This window comes from Paenibacillus sp. UNC496MF, from assembly GCF_900113915.1.
Taxonomy (GTDB): domain Bacteria; phylum Bacillota; class Bacilli; order Paenibacillales; family Paenibacillaceae; genus Paenibacillus_Z; species Paenibacillus_Z artemisiicola.
Genome location: NZ_FORE01000012.1, coordinates 117,119 through 134,985 on the forward strand (window position 1 = coordinate 117,119; position 17,867 = coordinate 134,985).

Here is a 17,867-nt window from a genome sequence, read left to right on the forward strand (position 1 = left end):
AGAATTTCGTACCACCGAATAGGTTTGTGAGCGCAAGCCTTCCGGCATCGCCGGAAGGCTTGTTTCGCCATGCCCCGGCATCAGGTCACAAAAACGCTAACAACGGCACATTCCTTCATAGTCAGTCCATCCGGGCAAGCGTATCCTGAACTTGCATGGCATGTCAGATCAGCGAACAAAGGAGATGAAGGAATGAGCAGAACGTTCAAGAGGCTGAAGACGCTCGGCGTCCTGAGCCTGCTGCTCGGCAGCGCGGGCGGCGCGTTCGCGGGACCGGGACAGGCGTTCGCCGCGGACGGCGCGGGGACGGCGACCGTCAAGCAGGCGAGCGGCGCGCTCTCGATCGACGGCGTCGTCGAGACGGACGAAGGCGGCGCGCCCGCCGGCGAATGGCAGGGAGCGGACGCCCTCAAGATCGCCGGCGTCACCGACGGCGGCGGCAACGCCCACGGCGCCGCGATTTACGTGAAATACGACGCGGACAATCTGTATGTCGGCGCGGTCATCCAGGATCCCACGCCGATGATCAACGAGAACACGGGCAGCAATATTTGGAACGGGGACAACCTGGAGCTGTTCTTCGGCACGGCGGACCTCGCGAACAAGCCGGACGGCATGCTGCCGGGCGACGTGCAGGTCGTCATCAGCGGCAGCGTCAGCAACGGCGCGCAGTCGTACGCGTTCACGAACGGCAATTTCGCGTTCCCGGCCTTTCCGCTCGCGGCCAAGCGCGCGTCGGACAAGAAGGGCTATACGCTGGAAGCGGCGATTCCGCTTAGCGAGCTTGGATTGACCGAGCCGTGGGACGGCAAGCGGATGCTCATGAACGCGGTCCTGAACGACGGCGGTTCTTCGGGCCGGGGGCAATGGGGCTGGACGACGACGGGCGAAACGAAGAAGAAGTTTCGCAGTCAATGGGGCCTCGCGAGCCTGGAGCTCGGCCCGGCGCCGGCGCAGAACATTTCCGCCGACGTTAGCGTAAGCGATTCCAACATGGTGACGGTAACCGGACAGACGCAGGGCGTCGCCGGCAAGGACGTCGCGCTGCTCGTGACCGGTCCCGGCGGAACGGGATCGCCGGTCTACGCCGATCAGACGACGAGCGACGCGCAGGGCCGCTATTCGTTCCGCTTCCCGATGACGAGCGCCAGCGTCGCCGGCGCGGACGCCGGCACCTACACGGCGACCGTCGGCGGCGACGGCGTCGCGCGCCCGGTCAGCGTGACGTTCGACTTCACGCCGGGCTCCCCGGCGCCGGACGATCCGCCGATCGTCTACCCGGGCGGCGGAGGCGGGTCCGCGACCGGCGGATCGGGCACGGGCGACGACGGCAGCGGCGGTCAGACGGGCGGCGGCGATCAAGGCGACAAGCCGGCGCTGACCGACATCGCCGGCCATTGGGCGGCGGACGCCATCAAGCGGGCCGTGGCGCTCGGCATCGTGACCGGCTACGAGGACGAGACGTTCCGGCCGGACCGGGCCGTGACGCGCGGCGAATTCGCGGTCATGCTGAGCCGGGCGTTCAAGCCGGCGGCCGCGGCCGACCTGCTCGGCTTCAAGGACGCGGACGCCGTTCCGGCCTGGGCGGCCGACGCGGTGGGGCGCGCGGCGGGAGCCGGCTGGATCGGCGGCTACGAAGACGGCACGTTCCGTGCCGGCCAGCCGATCACGCGCGCCGAATTGGCGGCGATGGCGGTCCGCGCGATGGGCTGGACGCCGGAGTCGTCGGCGGTGCCGGCGTTCGCCGATGCCGCCGCGATCGCGCCGTGGGCGCGCCCGTACGCGGCGCTCGCCGCGGAGAAGGGCTTGATGAACGGAAGAGGCGGCAATCTGTTCGTACCGGGCGGCATCACGACGCGCGCGGAAGCGGCGCAGCTCTTGACCCGCATGCTGGACGCCAAGACGACCGAGGGAGGATAAGCGATGAAGACGAGCAAGCGATGGAGAGTCGGCCTCGCGGCGGCCTTGGCCGCCGTGACGCTGCAGCTGGCGGGCGCCGGCGCGTGGGCGCCGCACCGGGCGCTGGCGGACGCGGCGCCGGATGCGGCGGCGGGCGCGGCGTATTACGTGGATGCCGCGGCCGGGGACGACGCGAACGCCGGCACGGATGAGGACCACCCGTGGAAGACGCTCCGGCACGTGACCGATGCAGGCGTCGCGGGCGCGTTTCACCCCGGCGACCGGATCCTGCTGAAGTCGGGCAGCGTCTGGAACGAACGGTTCGAGATGAAATTTTCCGGCAGCCCCGAGGGGCAGATCACGGTCGGCGCGTACGGCGGCGACGCCAAGCCGGTCATCAACGGCGGCGGCCTCGACGCCGCGGTCAAGATCGAGAACCAGCAGTACGTCACGCTGCAGGATATCGAGATCACGAATTTCAACGCGGCGAACCCGGACGACTACAAGACGGTGTTCCACAAACGGTCGGGCGTATGGCTCATGGCCTATCATAACGGCCCGATGAGCGGCATTCGGCTGAAGGGCCTCGACATCCACGACGTCGCGGGCCTATCGGTCAGCGGCGAGGATTGGGTCGACGACCCGGACAATCCGGACCCGAATGCCAAAATCAACAAGAACGCGAACGCCGCGATCATGATCAACGCGTGGGAATGGGAGAAGAACGTCGCGCCCGATAAGCACGGTTATTACAAGGATCTGCTGATCGAGAACAACCGCATCCACGACATCCGGACGATCGGCATCAACATGGACGGCTACATGAACGACCTGTCGATGTACCACAAGTACGTCGTCATCCGGGGCAACACGATCGACAAGACGGGCTCCGACGGCATCGTCGTCGGCGTCGCGGAGAATCCGGTCATCGAGAACAACGCCGTATACGACGTCGGCATCAATTCGTACGACTTCAAATGGATCGCCGGCGTCTGGGTGTGGAAGACGAACGGCGCGACGATCCGGCACAACGAAGTGGCGCGCGTGCATTACAAGGATTCGCTGACCGCCGATTCCACGGCGTTCGATACGGACATCCTGGCGCAGGGCGACCACTACTTCGAGTACAACTACTCGCACGACAACGCCGGCGGCTTCGTGATGGACATGGGCCAGCTGACGAACGGCACGAACGTTTACCGGTACAACGTCAGCCGCAACGACCAGAACCGCCGCGCGTCCGGCCGGACGGTGGAAGTGAGCGACCCCGGCGTGTTCTACAACAACGTGTTCTACAACGACAACGGCGAAGGCCTCATTCTGGCCAATAACCCGGAGTCGACTTACGTCAACAATATTTTCTACACGCCGCAAGGCAATCCGGCGTATCCGGCCGCGCCGGCGTTCTACAACAACGACTTCTTCGGCGCGGAGCCGCCTGGCCAAGGCATCCGCAATCTGAACGCCGACCCGCAGTTCGTCGATCCTTCCGGCGGCGACGGCATCGCCAAGGCCGAAGGCTTCAAGCTGCAGCCGTCCTCGCCGCTGATCGGCGAAGGCCGGGCCGTGCCGAACAACGGCGGCCAGGATCTGTTCGGCAACGCGCTCTATACGGGTTCCCCGGATATCGGCCTGTTCGAGGATCCGGCGAGCACGAAAGCGGACGCGACGGCGCCGGCGGCGCCGGCCGGATTGAAGGCGGAAGGCCGGACCGACGCGGAAATCACGCTGTCGTGGACGGCCGCCGAAGACGGCGTGCCGCTGGACGCGGACATCTACGACGCGGCGACGGACGCGAAGTTGGCGTCGGTCGTCATGAAGAACAGCGCCACGCTGACGGGGCTGCAGCCCGACACGGACTATTCCTTCTACGTCGTCGCCCGCGACCTCTCGGGCAACGAATCGCCGCGCAGCGACGCGCTGTCCGTCCGGACGACGTTCGCGGCCGTCGTCGTGGACGACGCGGACGCCGCCGTCACGGGCGATTGGACGGCGGGCGGCAGCCCGTCGGCGAACGGCTCCGGCTACCGCTACAGCGACGGCGGCAGCGGCGACGGCACGATCGTCTGGACGCCGGACCTGCCGGCGGACGGCTATTACGCCGTGTATTACCGGCTGCCGCAGCGTCCGTCCGGCGAGGTGTGGGCGACCGACGCGTCCTTCAAGGTCGCGTTCGACGGCGGCGCCAAGACGTTCGCCGTGAACGAATACAACGCGCCGAAGGGCGAGTGGGTGCCGCTCGGCAACCTGAAGTTCAAAGCCGGCTCGGCGGGCTCCGTCACGCTGAGCGACGGCTCCGCGGACCGGATCGCCGGGGACGCGGTCCGGTTCCAGTACCTGGACGCGTTCGGGCCGGACAACATGACGGCCGCGGCGCTGACGTCGGACGCCGCGCAGCTCGAGCCGGGCAAGACGGCGGCGCTGAACGTGACCGGCACGGACGCCGCGGGCCGGTCGCTCGACCTGAAGGCGGACGGTCTCGCCATCCGCTATGACAACGACGCGCCTTCCGTCGTCTCGGTATCGGCCGACGGCGTCGTCACCGCGATCAAGACGGGCGCGGCGCATCTGCAGGCGAGCGTAACCCTCGGCGGCCGGACGATCGCGACGAACAGCGTCACCGTCTACGTCGGCAGCGGGGTGACCGTGCTGCCGCCGTCGTTCGCCGATGCCGACGGCAGGCCGGTGACGGCGCTGCAAGCCGGCAGCACCGTGAAGATCAAGGCGACGGTCGTCAACTTCACGAGCTATGACCGGCCCTTCACGCTGATCGCCGGGTACTACGACAACAACGGGCTCGTGCGGAGCTTCTCCGACGTCGCGACCGTCAAGAGCGGCGCGAGCGCCACGCTGACGGCCGCGCTCGACCTGCCGGAGACGATCAAGCGAAGCGGCAGCATCCGCGTCTTCGTGTGGGACGGCACGGGCACCCTGCATCCGCTGGCGGCGAAGACCGTGTTCCCGGGCTAAGCAAGCGGCCGTTCGCCGGCCGTAAGCCGTAAGCCGTAAGCCGTAAGCCGTAAGCCGTAAACCGTAAGCCTTAAGCCTTTGTCGGCCAGTTGCCGTTACCCTTACCATTCAGCCGAACCGGCCCGGAGCCGCTCGCGAGAGGAGAGAGTCCGCCATGAGAAACGCAGCCTTAAAGCCGAACGCGTCCAAACCGTCGCAGACGCCGCAGGCGGCGAAAGCGCCGGAAGCATCGAAGGCGCCGGAAGCATCGAAGGCGCCGCAAGCATCGAAGGCGCCGCATGCTTCGAGGGCGTCCCGCGCTTCAATGGCGCCTGCCTCTCGGCCGTCCGGGCGCGGGCTCTTCGCCTCCCGCATGCGGCGTCCGGCGGTCCTGGCCGTCGCCGCCGCCCTGGCGCTGGCGCTCGCCGCCGCCGTCCTGCTGCCGCGGCACGGACTGGGCGGCGATCCGCTCCGCGCCGCCGCGACCGTCGACGGCGCGCCGATCGCGGCGGCCGAGCTGGCGCAGGCGATGGCGGCGCAGAAGGCGAAGACGGCGGCGTATTACCGGACGACGTACGGCGCCGAAGACGGTCCGGGCTTCTGGACGACGCCGCTCGGCGGGGAGACGCCGCTCGCCAAGCTGAAGCGGGACGCGCTTGCGGAGACCGTCCGGCTGAAGGCGCAGCAGCTGCTGGCGGTACGCGAGGGGCTGGCGGACGACATCTCGTACGGCGCGTTCCTGAAGCGGCTGAAGGCCGAGAACGCGCGGCGGGCGAAGGCGGGCGCGGACGGCCCCGGCGTATACGGGCCCGCGCAGTATACCGAAGCGGCCTACTACAGCCTGCAAAATTCCGACCTCCTCGGCGCCTTGAAGGAAAAGCTCGAAGGCGGAATGACCTGGACCGACGAACGCCTCCGCGCTTACTACGACGCGCACGCGGAGGAGTTCGCGGACCAAGCCGCCGTGCAAGCGGACGTCGTCGCCGTTTCCTTCGCGCCGGGCGCTTCGCTGTCCGAGCGCGAGGCGGAAGAGGCGGCGCAAGCCATCGCGGCGAAGCTGGACCGCGGCCTGACGGCCGCCGAAGCGGCGAGCGGCTACGCGGACGCGGCGAAGGTGACGGCTTTCGCGCTCGACGCGAAGACCGCGCGGGCGGCGGCCCTGCAGACGCCGCGGCTCGCGTCCGGCGTGCAGGAGCTGCGGCCCGGCGAGCGGACGGCGGTCCTCCGCGAGAACGACGCGTACGTCGTCGGCGTCGTCACGGAGCGGGTGCCCGGCGCGGCGCATCCCTTCGGGGACGTGCGGGACGGGATCCGCGCCCGGCTGGCGGACGAGGCGTACGCCGCGCTCGTCGACGAGGCCGTCAAGGACGTTAAGGTCGTCGTTCAGCATGACGTGTATGACCGTCTCGCTGTCGATGAATAATGATAGTAAATAATTCCCAACAGAAGCGGCCCGTTTCCAATCGGAAACGGGCTGTTTTTTTTTGCGGCGTGTGCTACGCTATAGCTACTTGTTCAATTTTAAGCGTTTTTTTAGGTTGTCGCGGCAGGTCAAGACGGGGGTGCGGGGTGGTCGTTATCATGCGGGGCAAGCGTACGCTTCGCTATAAATTCATCGTCGGCTTCATCGCCGTCACGGTGCCGCTGATCGTGTTTTTGTTCTACAACAATTATTATGCGATGAACGTCGTGCGGGAGCAGGTGTCCCAATCGAATTCCAACCTGATCTCCACGCAGGCGGCGAAGAAGGACATGGCGCTCGGCCAGACGGTCAGCTACCTGCTGCGGCAGGCGACGAACAATCCGTCGTACACGAATTTGTTAACGCTCTCATCGTATCCGGAGGAGAGCGGCGACTACTTCTTCGCGAAGCAGTCCGTGCTGACGTCGTTCGATCAGGATCAGGCCGCCTACAAGGAAGTGGACACGTTCTTCGTCTACCTGGACACGGCCAAGCGGCTCATCACGAGCCAGCGGTCCTATCCGGAGATCGAGCGGTACCATCTCGTGCTGGACCGCTATCTTGCGGATAAGGAGACGCGTCAGGTCCATAGCTGGGACGTCGTCTCGTCCGAAGGCGTCAATTACCTCGTCCGCCTCGAGCAGGTGGCCGATCCCAGCGCCAACGTGTACGTCGGCGCGCTGATCAAGGCCGAGCAGCTGATCGACGAGCTGAACGCGGCGCCCTCCGATCAGGATCTGGAGGAGCTGATCGTGTCGAACGAAGGCGTGCCGCTGACGGCCACGGCGCTGACGAGCGGCGACGTCTCGCGGATCGAGCGGAGCCTGAAGACGCCGGGCAACGAAGCGTACGGCAAGTTCCGCAGCGCTTCCGACGGGCTCGGCTACCTGGCGGTCGGCGCGCCTTTCGCCCAGGCGCCGATCCATATGGTCGCGATCGTGCCGGAGAAGAACCTGCTGAAGCAGCTGTTTTATTTTCAAGGCGCGATCTATCTCATTCCGGTGCTCGGGCTCGTCGTGATCCTGCTCTATTCGATCTTCCTGAAGCGGACGCTGCTGAAGCCGATGCAGGCGCTCATGTCGGGGATGCGGCGGATCATGCACGGCGACCTCAGCGTGCGGTTGAAGGAAGGCTCGTCCTTCGAGTTCGCGTTCCTCATCGACACGTTCAACGGCATGGCCGGGCAGATCAGCAAGCTGAAGATCGACGTCTACGAAGGGATGCTGAAGAAGCAGGAGGCGGAGTTCAAGCACCTGCAGGCGCAGATCAACCCGCATTTTTATTTGAATTCCCTGAACATCATTTACAGCTTGTCGGCGCTGCGCAAGAACGACCTGGTCGAGCAGATGACCGAGCATCTGGCGGATTACTTCCGCTTCATTACGCGCGCGCACCGCGAAACGATCACGCTCGCGGAGGAAATCGACCATATCGCGAACTACCTGGAAATCCAGAAGCTGCGGTTTCCCGACAAGCTGACGTACGAGATCGACCTGCCGATGGAGCTGAAGGACCGGAACGTGCCGCCGCTCACCGTGCAGCCGTTCGTCGAAAACGCCGTCATCCACGGCATGCCGGAGGGCGAACGCCCGTACCGGATCCGCATCGCCGCCAAGGCGGCGCCGGACGGCAGCGGCGATTGCGAGATCCGGCTGTCCGACGACGGACGCGGCATGGATCCGGAGAAGCTGCGTCTGCTGCAAAGCGAAAGCGCTTCCGAGCCGGACGGTCAGGGCGCCGGCGGGCTCGGCATCTGGAACGTCCGGCGCCGGCTCGGCATGATGTACGGCAGCCGGGCGGAGATCCGGTTCTCCGCCGGCGAACCGGCGGGCACCGTCGTACGCATCCGGATACCCCGCGAGCGGGACCACGAAGGAGGAGACAGCGATGTATAACTTGCTTGTCGTCGATGACGAGAAATACGCCGTCGAAGCGATTCTCGCCTGCATCGACTGGCCGTCCGTCGGCATCGGCGGCGTCTACAGCGCCTACGGCGTCGGCACCGCGAAGGAGGCGCTGCGCGCGCATCCGATCGATATCATCGTGTGCGATATCGAGATGCCCGGCAGCAACGGGCTCGAGCTGCTGGAATGGGTGAACGAGCATTACCCCGATACGCTGACGATCTTCTTCACCGGCCACGCCAACTTCGCCTACGCGCAGCAGGCGCTGCAGCTCGGCGGCTTCGACTACCTGCTGAAGCCCGTCAAGCATAAGCAGATCGCGGAGGTCGTCGCGCGGGCGTGCGAGAAGCTGCGCCAGGAGCGGGACAAGCGGCAGTACGCGGAGCGGTACGAGAAGTACGCCCGGCTGTGGGAGACGCAGAAGCCGCTGCTGTGGGAGAAGTTCTGGCAGGACGTGCTCGGCGCGCGCGTCGCCATGAGCGGCGAGCGGCTGGCGCAGGCGATCGGAAGCTACGGCTTGCCGATCTCGCCGGACGCGCGGGTCCGGCCCATCCTGCTCAGCGTGGAGGAGTTTCGGGAAGCGTTCAGCAAGCGGGACGAAGAGATTCTCGAGTACGCCCTGCTGAAGAGCGCGGAGGAGATGTTCCTCGGCGAGCGCGGCGGCGCCGTCGTCCGGGACGCGGGCGGCATCCTGTTCGCCCTGCTGTACGAGGATGAGGGGCCGCGCGGGGACGAGGCCGGGCTCGAGGCCGTCTGCCGGCGCTACATGAAAGCGTCGTCCGACTATTTCTACTGCAAGCTGTCCTGCTACGTCGGCGAGCCCGCCGCCATCGCCGACCTGCCGGAGACGTACCACGCGCTGCTCGAGATGGAGCAGGGCAACGTCGGCGAGACGGCGGCGGTGCTGTTCCTGCGGGACCGCGGCTTCGCGCGCGCGGCGGCGCGGCAGGCGCAGGCGCCGGCGCATATCGACTGGGCGGAATGGACCGTGCTGTTCGAATCCGGCAAGAAGGCGGAGCTGCTGGAACGCCTGAACGCCGCGTGCAAGGAGCTGGCGGGCACGGCCGTCACGCCCGAGACGCTGGAAGGCGTGTACCACTTGCTGCTGCATATGGTCTACCACGTGTCCCACCGGAAGGGCTGGCCGGCGAAGGAGGTCGTCGGCGCCAAGCTGCTCGCCGGCGACGGAACGGCCACGCGGTCGCTCGCGCGGCTGAAGAGCTGGGCGGAACGGCTGCTGACGGCCGGCATGGACTACTTCAGCCAGCACGAGGGCGATCACCGCGCCAACATCGAGAAGGTCAAGCGCTACGTGCAGGAGCATATCCGCGACGTGAACCGCGAGGAGCTGGCGTCGCACGTGTATCTCAATTCCGCTTATCTCTCCCGCCTGTTCAAGAAAGAAACGGGGCAGTCGCTCATGGATTTCATCATCTCGGCGAAGATCAACCAGGCGAAGATCCTGCTCACCGAATCGAACCAGAAGATCAGCGATATCGGCGACGCCTTGGGGTACGAGAACTTCTCGTACTTCGGCAAGGTGTTCAAAAAAACCGTCGGCCTCTCCCCGCAGGAGTACCGCAAGCGCTACCAGGGCTTCGCGGGCTGAGCCGGCCGCCCCATCATCCCTTCAACCCCCGCCGCCCGGCGGGGGTTTGTCATAATAACGTTATCTTGGTCATCTCCGTTCGTATCGGCGGGCGCGCCGCTCTTTTACAATATTCTTAAGCACGGATACGACATTGCGAGGATACGAGGTGATGAATCTGAACACGGAATTAAGAAGGCCCCGCCAATCGTTCGGCCGCAAGGTGATGAAGAACCGCTACCTGCTGCTGATGATGCTTCCCGGCACGATCTATTTGCTCGTCAACAATTACCTGCCGATGTTCGGCACGGTCATCGCCTTCAAGAGCGTGGATTGGAGCAAAGGCATCTTCCACAGTCCATGGGTGGGCTTCGACAACTTCAAATTTCTCTTCAAAACGTCCGACGCCTGGACGATTACCCGCAACACGCTGCTCTACAACGCGCTGTTCATTACGATTACGCCGATCATCGCTGTCACGTTCGCGATTCTGCTGAACGAGGTGCGCGCGCGGCTCGCGGCCCGATTCTACCAGAGCGTCATGTTCCTGCCGTACTTCCTCTCGGCCGTCGTCGTCGGGTACCTGGGCTACTCCCTGCTGAGCACGGAATTCGGCTTTATCAATACGCATGTGCTCGTCCCGCTCGGCTTCGACGCGGTCGCGTGGTACAGCGAACCGAACTATTGGCCGTACATTCTCCCGCTCGTGTACATCTGGAAGAACATCGGCTACTCCACGGTCATCTACCTGGCGGCCGTCATCGGCATCGACAACGAATACTACGAGGCGGCGCTCATGGACGGCGCGTCCAAATGGCGGCAGGCGATGAGCATTACGCTGCCCCAGATCAAGCCGATCATCATCATCCTGATGCTGATGGCCGTCGGGCATATCCTTAATGCCGATTTCGGCTTGTTCTACCAGGTTCCGCTCGACGCGGGCGCCCTGTATCCGACGACGAACGTCATCGATACGTACGTGTACCGCGCGCTGCTTACGCTGGGCGACGTCGGGATGTCCTCGGCGGCGGGGCTGTACCAGTCGGCGGTCGGCTTCGTGCTCGTGCTGTCGGTCAACTTCATCGTCCGCCGGATCAATAAGGAAAACGCGCTATTTTAGGGAAGGAGCGACTACCGCGCATGAACACCACCACCGCCCAATCGCCGGCAGCCGCGGCGGCCGTATCCAGACCGCGAGCGGCAAAGCCGATCAACGCCATTTCGCCCGGCTCCAATCTGGTCATCAACGTCTTCTTCATCGTCTACTGCTGCCTGTGCCTGTTCCCGGTCCTGCTCGTGCTCTCCGCGTCCTTCAGCGACGAGAACGCCATCGCGCTGCACGGCTATTCCATCATCCCGCGGGTCTGGAGCACGGCGGCCTATCATTACCTGATGTACGATTTCCACAAAATCGCGGTCGGCTACGGCATCTCCATCGCGACGACGGTCATCGGCAGCCTGGTCGGCATGATGATCACGGCGCTGTACGCCTATCCGCTGTCGCGCGGCGACTTCGCCTTCCGGGGCTTCTTCTCCTTCTTCATCTTCTTCACGATGATCTTCGGCGGCGGGCTCGTGCCCTGGTACCTCGTTTACACGAACTTGTTCCACCTGAAGGATACGCTGTTCGCGCTGATCGTGCCGGGGCTGCTCATGAACGCGTTCCTCGTGCTGACGACGCGGACGTTCTTCCAGCAGACGATCCATCCGTCGATCCTCGAATCCGCGCAGATCGACGGCGCCGGCGAGTTCCGCATCTTCTTCGGCATCGTGCTGCCGCTGTCGCTGCCGGTCATGGCGACGATCGGGTTGTTTTACACGCTGGCGTACTGGAACGACTGGTTCAACAGCCTGGTCTTCATTAACAAGGACAACATGGTCAACCTCCAGTACATGATGTACCGGGTCATGCGCAACCTGCAATTCCTGCAGGCGAACGCCCAGAGCAACACGGCGGTGGGCGCCGCGGAAATCGCCAAAATCCCGAACGAGACGGTCCGCATGGCGATGTGCATCGTGGGCATGGGCCCGATCGTGCTCGCGTATCCGTTCTTCCAGCGGTATTTCGTCGCCGGCCTGACGGTCGGCGCGGTGAAGGGCTAATCCCGGCCGAGGCCGGTTAGCATACAGAGCTAGGCGTTCATATTCGATATAGGAGGGTTCATATGAAGGTCAAGGGGATCCAGCGCAAGGGACTTACCGCATTGACGGCGGCGTTCGCCGTGACATTGATGCTGTCCGGCTGCGGCAGCAACGGCAACGACGGCAGCAACGGCAGCGGCGCGAACGGCGGCAACGGGGGCGGCGATAACGCGGCCGCCACCGCCGATAACGGCGGCGGCACGAACGCGAATGCCGGGGCGGCAAACGGCGGCTCCGACGCCTCGAAGCTCGAGCCGTACACGATCAAATGGTTCGTTCCGGGCGCCGCGGCGCAGAAGGACCAAGCGCTCGTCAACGAGGAAGTCAGCAAGTATTTGAAGGATAAGATCAACGCGTCCTTCGACCTGGAGGTCATCGACTGGGGCAGCTGGGCGGATAAAATGAACCTGAAATTCGCTTCGAGCGAACCGTTCGACCTTATGTACACGGCGAACTGGGACGGCTTCGCGACGAAGATCGCCCAAGGCAACATCATCGACATCACGAGCCTGATCGACCAGTACGCGCCGGAAGCGAAAGCCGTCATCGAGCCCGCGCTGCTCGAAGGCTCCAAGGTGAACGGCAAGAACTACGGCATGCCGGTCAACAAGGAGATGGCGACCCAATTCGGCGTCATGCTCCGCAAGGACCTCGTGGACAAATACGCGATCGACCTCACCACGATCAAGACGCTGCAGGACCTCGAGCCGTACTTCGACATGATCAAGGACAAGGAGCCGGGCGTCACGCCGTTCTACCTGAACAAGGACATCTCGCTGCTGAACGTATGGAACAACAACAACTTCGACTACTACGACGGCGGCGCGGGCACGCTGCCGAAGGGCTCGACCGACTTCAAGCTGGTCATGGGGCTCGAGACGCCGGAGGCGAAAGCCGGTTACGATCTCATTCATCAGTGGTACCAGAAGGGCTACGTCAACAAGGACGCCGCGACGCTGCAGGATCTGAGCGGCGGTCTGAAGGCCGGCAAGGCGTTCGCGTATCCGGAGCAGCTGAAGCCGGGCAAAGACGCCGAGGTCAGCACGGCGACCGGCGTGCAATGGGTGCAGGTGGAGCTGACGCAGCCGATCATCGGCACGGGCGACACGCAGGGCTCCATGGCCTCGATCTCCCGCACGTCCAAGGATCCGGCGCGGGCGATGATGTTCCTGAACCTGCTGTACACGGACAAATACCTCGTCAACCTGATCGCCTTCGGCATCGAAGGCAAGCACTACAAGAAGGTCGACGACAACACGATCGATTTCGCGGACGGCGTCACGGCGCAAACCTCGGGCTATAACCTGAACCAGGCGTGGCTGTTCGGCAACCAGTTCAACGACTACCTGTGGAAGAACGAGGACCCGCAGAAGTGGGAGAAATTCAAGACGTTCAACAAGGCCGCCAAGAATTCGCCGCTGCTCGGCTTCGTCTTCGACCCGTCGAACGTGAAGACGGAAGTCGCCGCCATCACGAACGTGGGCAAGGAGTTCAACTCCGGCCTCGGCACGGGCACGCTCGATCCGAACGTGTACGTACCGAAGTACATCGACAAGCTGAAGGCGGCCGGCATCGAGAAGGTCATCGCCGAAGAGCAGAAGCAGCTCGACGCGTGGCGCGCGGCGCAGTCGAAATAATCGTCGGAGCCATACGGCCGGTGCGCAAGTCGGGCACCGGCTTTCTTATTCCGCATGAAGGAAAGCGAGTGAAGACCTATGGAGAACAAAGCGTTGACGAAGGAAGAGATCGACCATTTCATGGCGCGCGGCTGGGTGAAGGTGAAGGAGGCCTTCCCGCGGGAGCTGGCGCTGGAATGCCAGCAGTTCGTGTGGGAGAAGCTGCGGCCGGCCGGCATCGACGCGAACGACCGCGCGACGTGGGACAAACCGATGCATTATTTGCGCGAGGCCTACAGCGGCGGCGCGTTCGACCGCTGCAACACGGAGCGGATGGCCGACGCGATCGAGGATCTGGTCGGGCACGGCCGCTGGATCGACCGCGGCGTGTACGGGAAGGAGAAGGTCGTCAGCACGTGGGGCTGGTGGCCGGTGAATTTCTCCCTCGGCGCCGAGCGGCCCTGGACCGTGCCGACGAAGGGCTGGCATTGGGACGGCGGCCATTTCCGCCATTACGTGGACAGTCCGGATCAAGGGCTGCTGTGCCTGTGCATCTTCTCGGAGATCGGCCCGCAAGGCGGCGGGACCTTGATCGTGGAAGGCTCGCATCACGTCGTCGCGCGCTTCCTGGAGCGCCATCCCGAGGGCCTTGAGCCGCAGGAGGGCATCGATAAGCTGAATTTGGAGCATCCGTACTTGGCGGCGCTGACCGGGCAAAACGGCGAGCGCGAGGACGATCCCGGCCGGGTCGAGCGGTTCATGGGGGCGTGGCATGCCGACGGCGACGGTTTCCGGCTGCGGGTGGCCGAGACGACGGCTTCGCCGGGCGACGTCATCCTGTGCCATCCGTTCCTCTACCATACGCCGTCGCAGAACCACTCCGGCGTGCCGCGCTTCATGTGCAACCAGAAGACGCCGCTGAAGGAGCGGATGAACTTCGACCGCGCCGACCCGGCGGCGTATTCCCCGGTTGAGAAGAGCATTCGCCGGGCGCTGGGGCGGGGATAAGCGGTTGCGGTTGTTGGCCGTTCGCGGCGAACGGCGGCCGCGCTTCGGGTTCGTAGACCGATAGAATAGAGGTAGGCATACAGGCGGCTCCGCGGGGGCTGCCTCTTTCGCATGCGCCGGGCAGCGGGTAATAGAGGGCAGGGGTGGGAGAAGAAGAATGCGAAAGAGAGAAAGAGCAAGAGCAAGAGCAAGAGAAAGAAGCAGCGTGAGCGGAAAACTTTCAAGATGGAAATTTCATGCCGTGCCCGCGGGCGGCGTATGGTAGAATGATGACAACTAGCAGGCGCAGCATGTCTATCGGGAAGAGGGGACGCCATGTCGGATAGCAGGCCGAAAGTGTTTTTGGGCTCGACGAGCGAAGCCAAGCGGCTGGCGCTGGCCGTCACGCGGGAGCTCGAACGGATCGCGGAGGTGACGCCGTGGTTCGCGGGAACGTTTCAGGCGAATCACGACGCCATGACCGATTTGGAAGTGCAGGCGGACGCGAGCGACTTCGCGGTGTTCCTGTTCACGCCGCACGACGTCGTGGAGCTGCGCGACCAGATCATGATGATTCCGCGCGACAACGTCGTCTTCGAGCTGGGGCTGTTCTGGGGACGGCTGAAGCGGGAGCGGGTGTTCTTCGTCGTGCCGCGGTCGGTCGCCAAGGCGCGCGGGGACGGCAGCGTCGTCAGCGAATTCCACATCCCGTCGGACTTGAACGGGCTGACCTACTTGACCTACGATCCGGACCGGACAAACCTCGACGCCGCCGTCAGCACGGCGTGCGGCGCGATCGCGGACCGCATCGCGGAGCTCGGTCCGTACCGCAGTCCGGCCCACGCCTCGCTGCTGCAATTTCTAATCCAGTTCAGCGCGGATATCGTGCGCGACGGCGCGCGCAAGTACGAGCATCTCTACGAAGCGGTCCGCACCGCCTACGACGGCGGCTCGGTCGGCCGGGTGTCCGGCGCGGCGGTGTGGCGCGCAGAAGGGAACGACGGCATCCGGCAGGTCGCCGGCAACGTCGGGCGGGGCAAGTTCTATTCCTTCTCGGCCTATCAGGACGCGGGCGAGCAGGTGCCGCTCGTCGTCGACGTCTTCCGGACGAGCACGGAGCAGGCGATCTTGTACAAGGGACACGGCGTTGGCAAAATTTATTTGCTGTGCTATCCTGTGGGTAAGGAGCTGGTCGTGACCGTGCACTTGACGGGGAACGTCTCGACGCGGGAGCAGCTGGAGCAGCTGATGGACGAGAACGACGAGCTGATGAGCACGGTCCACTACGTATTTGGAGGCGATCCGGCATGAACGGCAAAGAAGCGAAGAAGAATGCGCGGACGCGCATACCGGTTACGCGCGCGAGAACGGGCAAGGTCGTCGTGGTCGACATGAACGCCATGGTCCTCGCCCCTGTCATCGGCACCGGACGGGAGGAGAACGGCTTCGTCCTGTTGAAACGGAAAGCCGAGTATAAGAAACCGCTGTTCGCGCATTGATGGCGCGGCATGATAAAACCGCCCGGCTCGCTGCGAGCCGGGCGGTTTTTTTTGCCTGCCGCGGGGGGATTGGCGGATGTAACGTACGCGGTACGGTACATCGGTGCCGGTGGCGGCTTTTTGGCCAATGTACGGTACGAGGTCCCGCTCAGAGCGCCTTCAGCCGCTCGTCCAGCCAGTCCCGCATGACGTCGAACACTTCCTCGCGGTCCAGCTCGTTGTGCAGCTCGTGCTTGTAGCCGGGCCACTCCATGAACGTGCAGAGAGCGCCGGCCTCATCGGCGAACTGGCGGCTCGCTTGGATCGAGGTGACTTTGTCCGAGCCGCCGTGCATGAGCAGCAGCGGCAAGCGCCATTCCGAGGCGTGCTTCAGCGCCCAGAGGCCGGCGCCCTGCACGCTCAGGAAGAAGCGCGCCGTGATGGAACCATGGCCGAGCGGGTCCTCCTGGTAGCGCTTGATCATCGCCGGGTCGGAAGTCAAATGGTCGCCGACCATCGGCCGTTCGTTCGTATAGGCGGGAAACAGCCGGTTCACCACGCGCGCGACGATCAGCTGCAGCGGCGGCGGGTTGAAGGCGAGCCTCAGCCACGGTCCGGTCACGATGGCGCCGCAGATGCCGGGCTTGCGCCGCAGCACGTAGTTGAGCGCGACATTCCCGCCCATGCTGTGTCCGTACAAGAAAACCGGCGTGCCGGGATAACGCTTCTTCGCCTCGGCCAGCAGCGCATCGACGCCGTCGAGCAGGGCCGGGTAGGATTTGGTATGGCCGCGCTTGCCCGTCGTCCGTCCATGGCCGACCTGATCGAAGCCCAAGACGGCGTAGCCGGCATCGGTGAACATTTCCGCAACGTGCTCGTAGCGGCCGACGTGCTCGCCCATGCCGTGCACGAGCGCGATCACGCCGCGGATGCCGCCGCGCTCCTCTCCGTCCGGTTCCCATTCCGCCGCATGGCGCATAGAGCCGTCCCGGCAGCGCAGCTCGAATAGTCGCTCCTTCATGATCCAGCAGCCTCCTCGTTCAATACACTCCTCCTTCAACTTTACCACACCGGACCCGGGATTATGAAATGAGAGGGTGACGCTTCCAAAAAATAAATGGAAAATGGAGGATATTCGGCTGGCGGAGGAGAAAGGAGAGTAAGGGCCGTGCACGGCCGACCGGGATGGCTTGGTCCGCCAAACAGGCGGTTTCGAGTGCGCGGATCGCCGGGTTGCAAGGTGAACACGACGGATTCATGGAGGACGACGATGCACGACGAATATATAATCGACTGCGGCCCGATCGCGCTGCGGCCGTTTCGTCCGGAGGATCTGGACGATTTTCATGCCATCACGCATGAGCCCGAGATCGTCCGCTACCTGCCGGGATGGAACGTCCCCAAGGAGCGCCGCGCCGATTGGCTGCTGAACTACGAAATCCCGGAAAACGAGCGATTCCTGCAAGCCGTCGAGGAAGGCAGGCCCATCGGCGAGCTTCGTCTGCGGCTGGCGGTCGTGCTGAAGACGACGGGCGGTTTCATCGGCTGGGCGTGCACGGGCATGAAAGAAGAGCTCCCGCCGCCCAACCGGGAAATCGTCTACGGCTTGACCGCCGCCCATCGCGGCAAGGGCTACGCGACAATGGCGGCGAACGGCCTCGTCCGATACTTGTTCGGGCGCGAGCTTGCGGAGGAGTTGAACGCCCTCGCGCTGACCGGGAACGAGCCGTCGCGCCGGGTCATCGAGAAGTGCGGCTTTCGCGAACAAGGCGGCATCGACATCGACGGCGAGACGTATCTTCATTACAAACGGTTTCGCCGGGAAGGCGAAGCGTAAGGCGA

The 17,867-nt window shown here is 64.5% G+C and carries 13 protein-coding genes; 12 read left to right on the forward strand and 1 reads right to left on the reverse strand.

The window, feature by feature from the left end; genetic code table 11:
- Nucleotides 1-192: 192 nt before the first annotated feature.
- The 11 genes from BMZ79_RS21875 to BMZ79_RS21925 all read left to right on the forward strand — a co-directional run bounded on the left by BMZ79_RS21875 (nt 193) and on the right by BMZ79_RS21925 (nt 16,046).
- Nucleotides 193-1,920 carry an S-layer homology domain-containing protein gene (locus BMZ79_RS21875; RefSeq protein ID WP_177222266.1) on the forward strand — a complete coding sequence of 576 codons (1,728 nt, stop codon included), beginning with the start codon at nt 193-195 and terminating at the stop codon, nt 1,918-1,920.
- A gap of 3 nt (nt 1,921-1,923) precedes the next feature.
- Nucleotides 1,924-4,869, forward strand: a complete 2,946-nt coding sequence (locus BMZ79_RS21880) for a golvesin C-terminal-like domain-containing protein (RefSeq protein ID WP_090643856.1) — start codon at nt 1,924-1,926, stop codon at nt 4,867-4,869.
- Nucleotides 4,870-5,023: 154 nt separating this feature from the next.
- Nucleotides 5,024-6,271: a peptidyl-prolyl cis-trans isomerase gene (locus BMZ79_RS21885; protein WP_143089033.1), complete on the forward strand. Its 1,248-nt coding sequence runs from the start codon at nt 5,024-5,026 to the stop codon at nt 6,269-6,271.
- Between the two features lie 158 nt (nt 6,272-6,429).
- Complete coding sequence (locus tag BMZ79_RS21890; RefSeq protein WP_177222267.1) at nt 6,430-8,205, forward strand: sensor histidine kinase; 1,776 nt, start codon at nt 6,430-6,432, stop codon at nt 8,203-8,205.
- Nucleotides 8,198-9,823, forward strand: coding sequence for a response regulator transcription factor (locus tag BMZ79_RS21895; protein ID WP_090643864.1), 1,626 nt, complete (start codon nt 8,198-8,200; stop codon nt 9,821-9,823). Before BMZ79_RS21890 ends, BMZ79_RS21895 begins: the two co-directional genes overlap by 8 nt.
- A 151-nt stretch (nt 9,824-9,974) precedes the next feature.
- Entirely contained in the window at nt 9,975-10,922 is a 948-nt protein-coding gene (locus BMZ79_RS21900) for an ABC transporter permease (RefSeq protein WP_256252964.1), read from the forward strand.
- Nucleotides 10,923-10,942: 20 nt separating this feature from the next.
- Nucleotides 10,943-11,905: a carbohydrate ABC transporter permease gene (locus BMZ79_RS21905; RefSeq protein ID WP_090643866.1), complete on the forward strand. Its 963-nt coding sequence runs from the start codon at nt 10,943-10,945 to the stop codon at nt 11,903-11,905.
- A 62-nt stretch (nt 11,906-11,967) separates the two neighbouring features.
- Nucleotides 11,968-13,581, forward strand: coding sequence for an ABC transporter substrate-binding protein (locus tag BMZ79_RS21910; RefSeq protein WP_090643868.1), 1,614 nt, complete (start codon nt 11,968-11,970; stop codon nt 13,579-13,581).
- Nucleotides 13,582-13,659: 78 nt separating this feature from the next.
- Nucleotides 13,660-14,568, forward strand: coding sequence for a hypothetical protein (locus BMZ79_RS21915; RefSeq protein ID WP_090643871.1), 909 nt, complete (start codon nt 13,660-13,662; stop codon nt 14,566-14,568).
- A 315-nt stretch (nt 14,569-14,883) separates the two neighbouring features.
- On the forward strand, nt 14,884-15,858 hold the full coding sequence (locus BMZ79_RS21920; RefSeq protein WP_090643873.1) for a TIR domain-containing protein: 975 nt from the start codon (nt 14,884-14,886) through the stop codon (nt 15,856-15,858).
- Entirely contained in the window at nt 15,855-16,046 is a 192-nt protein-coding gene (locus tag BMZ79_RS21925; protein ID WP_090643875.1) for a hypothetical protein, read from the forward strand. Before BMZ79_RS21920 ends, BMZ79_RS21925 begins: the two co-directional genes overlap by 4 nt.
- Before the next feature lie 148 nt (nt 16,047-16,194).
- Here BMZ79_RS21925 and BMZ79_RS21930 read toward each other — a convergent pair whose 3' ends face one another.
- Nucleotides 16,195-17,046, reverse strand: a complete 852-nt coding sequence (locus BMZ79_RS21930) for an alpha/beta hydrolase (RefSeq protein ID WP_256252966.1) — start codon at nt 17,044-17,046, stop codon at nt 16,195-16,197.
- A gap of 249 nt (nt 17,047-17,295) precedes the next feature.
- Between BMZ79_RS21930 and BMZ79_RS21935 the strand changes: the two genes are divergently transcribed.
- Nucleotides 17,296-17,862 carry a GNAT family N-acetyltransferase gene (locus BMZ79_RS21935; protein ID WP_090643877.1) on the forward strand — a complete coding sequence of 189 codons (567 nt, stop codon included), beginning with the start codon at nt 17,296-17,298 and terminating at the stop codon, nt 17,860-17,862.
- Nucleotides 17,863-17,867 lie beyond the last annotated feature (5 nt).

Bases quoted from the DNA above. Each gene is read 5' to 3' on its own strand.
- BMZ79_RS21875 (WP_177222266.1), top strand. From the start codon at position 193: ATGAGCAGAACGTTCAAGAGGCTGAAGACGCTCGGCGTCCTGAGCCTG.
- BMZ79_RS21880 (WP_090643856.1), top strand. From the start codon at position 1,924: ATGAAGACGAGCAAGCGATGGAGAGTCGGCCTCGCGGCGGCCTTGGCC.
- BMZ79_RS21885 (WP_143089033.1), top strand. From the start codon at position 5,024: ATGAGAAACGCAGCCTTAAAGCCGAACGCGTCCAAACCGTCGCAGACG.
- BMZ79_RS21890 (WP_177222267.1), top strand. From the start codon at position 6,430: ATGCGGGGCAAGCGTACGCTTCGCTATAAATTCATCGTCGGCTTCATC.
- BMZ79_RS21895 (WP_090643864.1), top strand. From the start codon at position 8,198: ATGTATAACTTGCTTGTCGTCGATGACGAGAAATACGCCGTCGAAGCG.
- BMZ79_RS21900 (WP_256252964.1), top strand. From the start codon at position 9,975: ATGAATCTGAACACGGAATTAAGAAGGCCCCGCCAATCGTTCGGCCGC.
- BMZ79_RS21905 (WP_090643866.1), top strand. From the start codon at position 10,943: ATGAACACCACCACCGCCCAATCGCCGGCAGCCGCGGCGGCCGTATCC.
- BMZ79_RS21910 (WP_090643868.1), top strand. From the start codon at position 11,968: ATGAAGGTCAAGGGGATCCAGCGCAAGGGACTTACCGCATTGACGGCG.
- BMZ79_RS21915 (WP_090643871.1), top strand. From the start codon at position 13,660: ATGGAGAACAAAGCGTTGACGAAGGAAGAGATCGACCATTTCATGGCG.
- BMZ79_RS21920 (WP_090643873.1), top strand. From the start codon at position 14,884: ATGTCGGATAGCAGGCCGAAAGTGTTTTTGGGCTCGACGAGCGAAGCC.
- BMZ79_RS21925 (WP_090643875.1), top strand. From the start codon at position 15,855: ATGAACGGCAAAGAAGCGAAGAAGAATGCGCGGACGCGCATACCGGTT.
- BMZ79_RS21930 (WP_256252966.1), bottom strand. From the start codon at position 17,046: ATGAAGGAGCGACTATTCGAGCTGCGCTGCCGGGACGGCTCTATGCGC.
- BMZ79_RS21935 (WP_090643877.1), top strand. From the start codon at position 17,296: ATGCACGACGAATATATAATCGACTGCGGCCCGATCGCGCTGCGGCCG.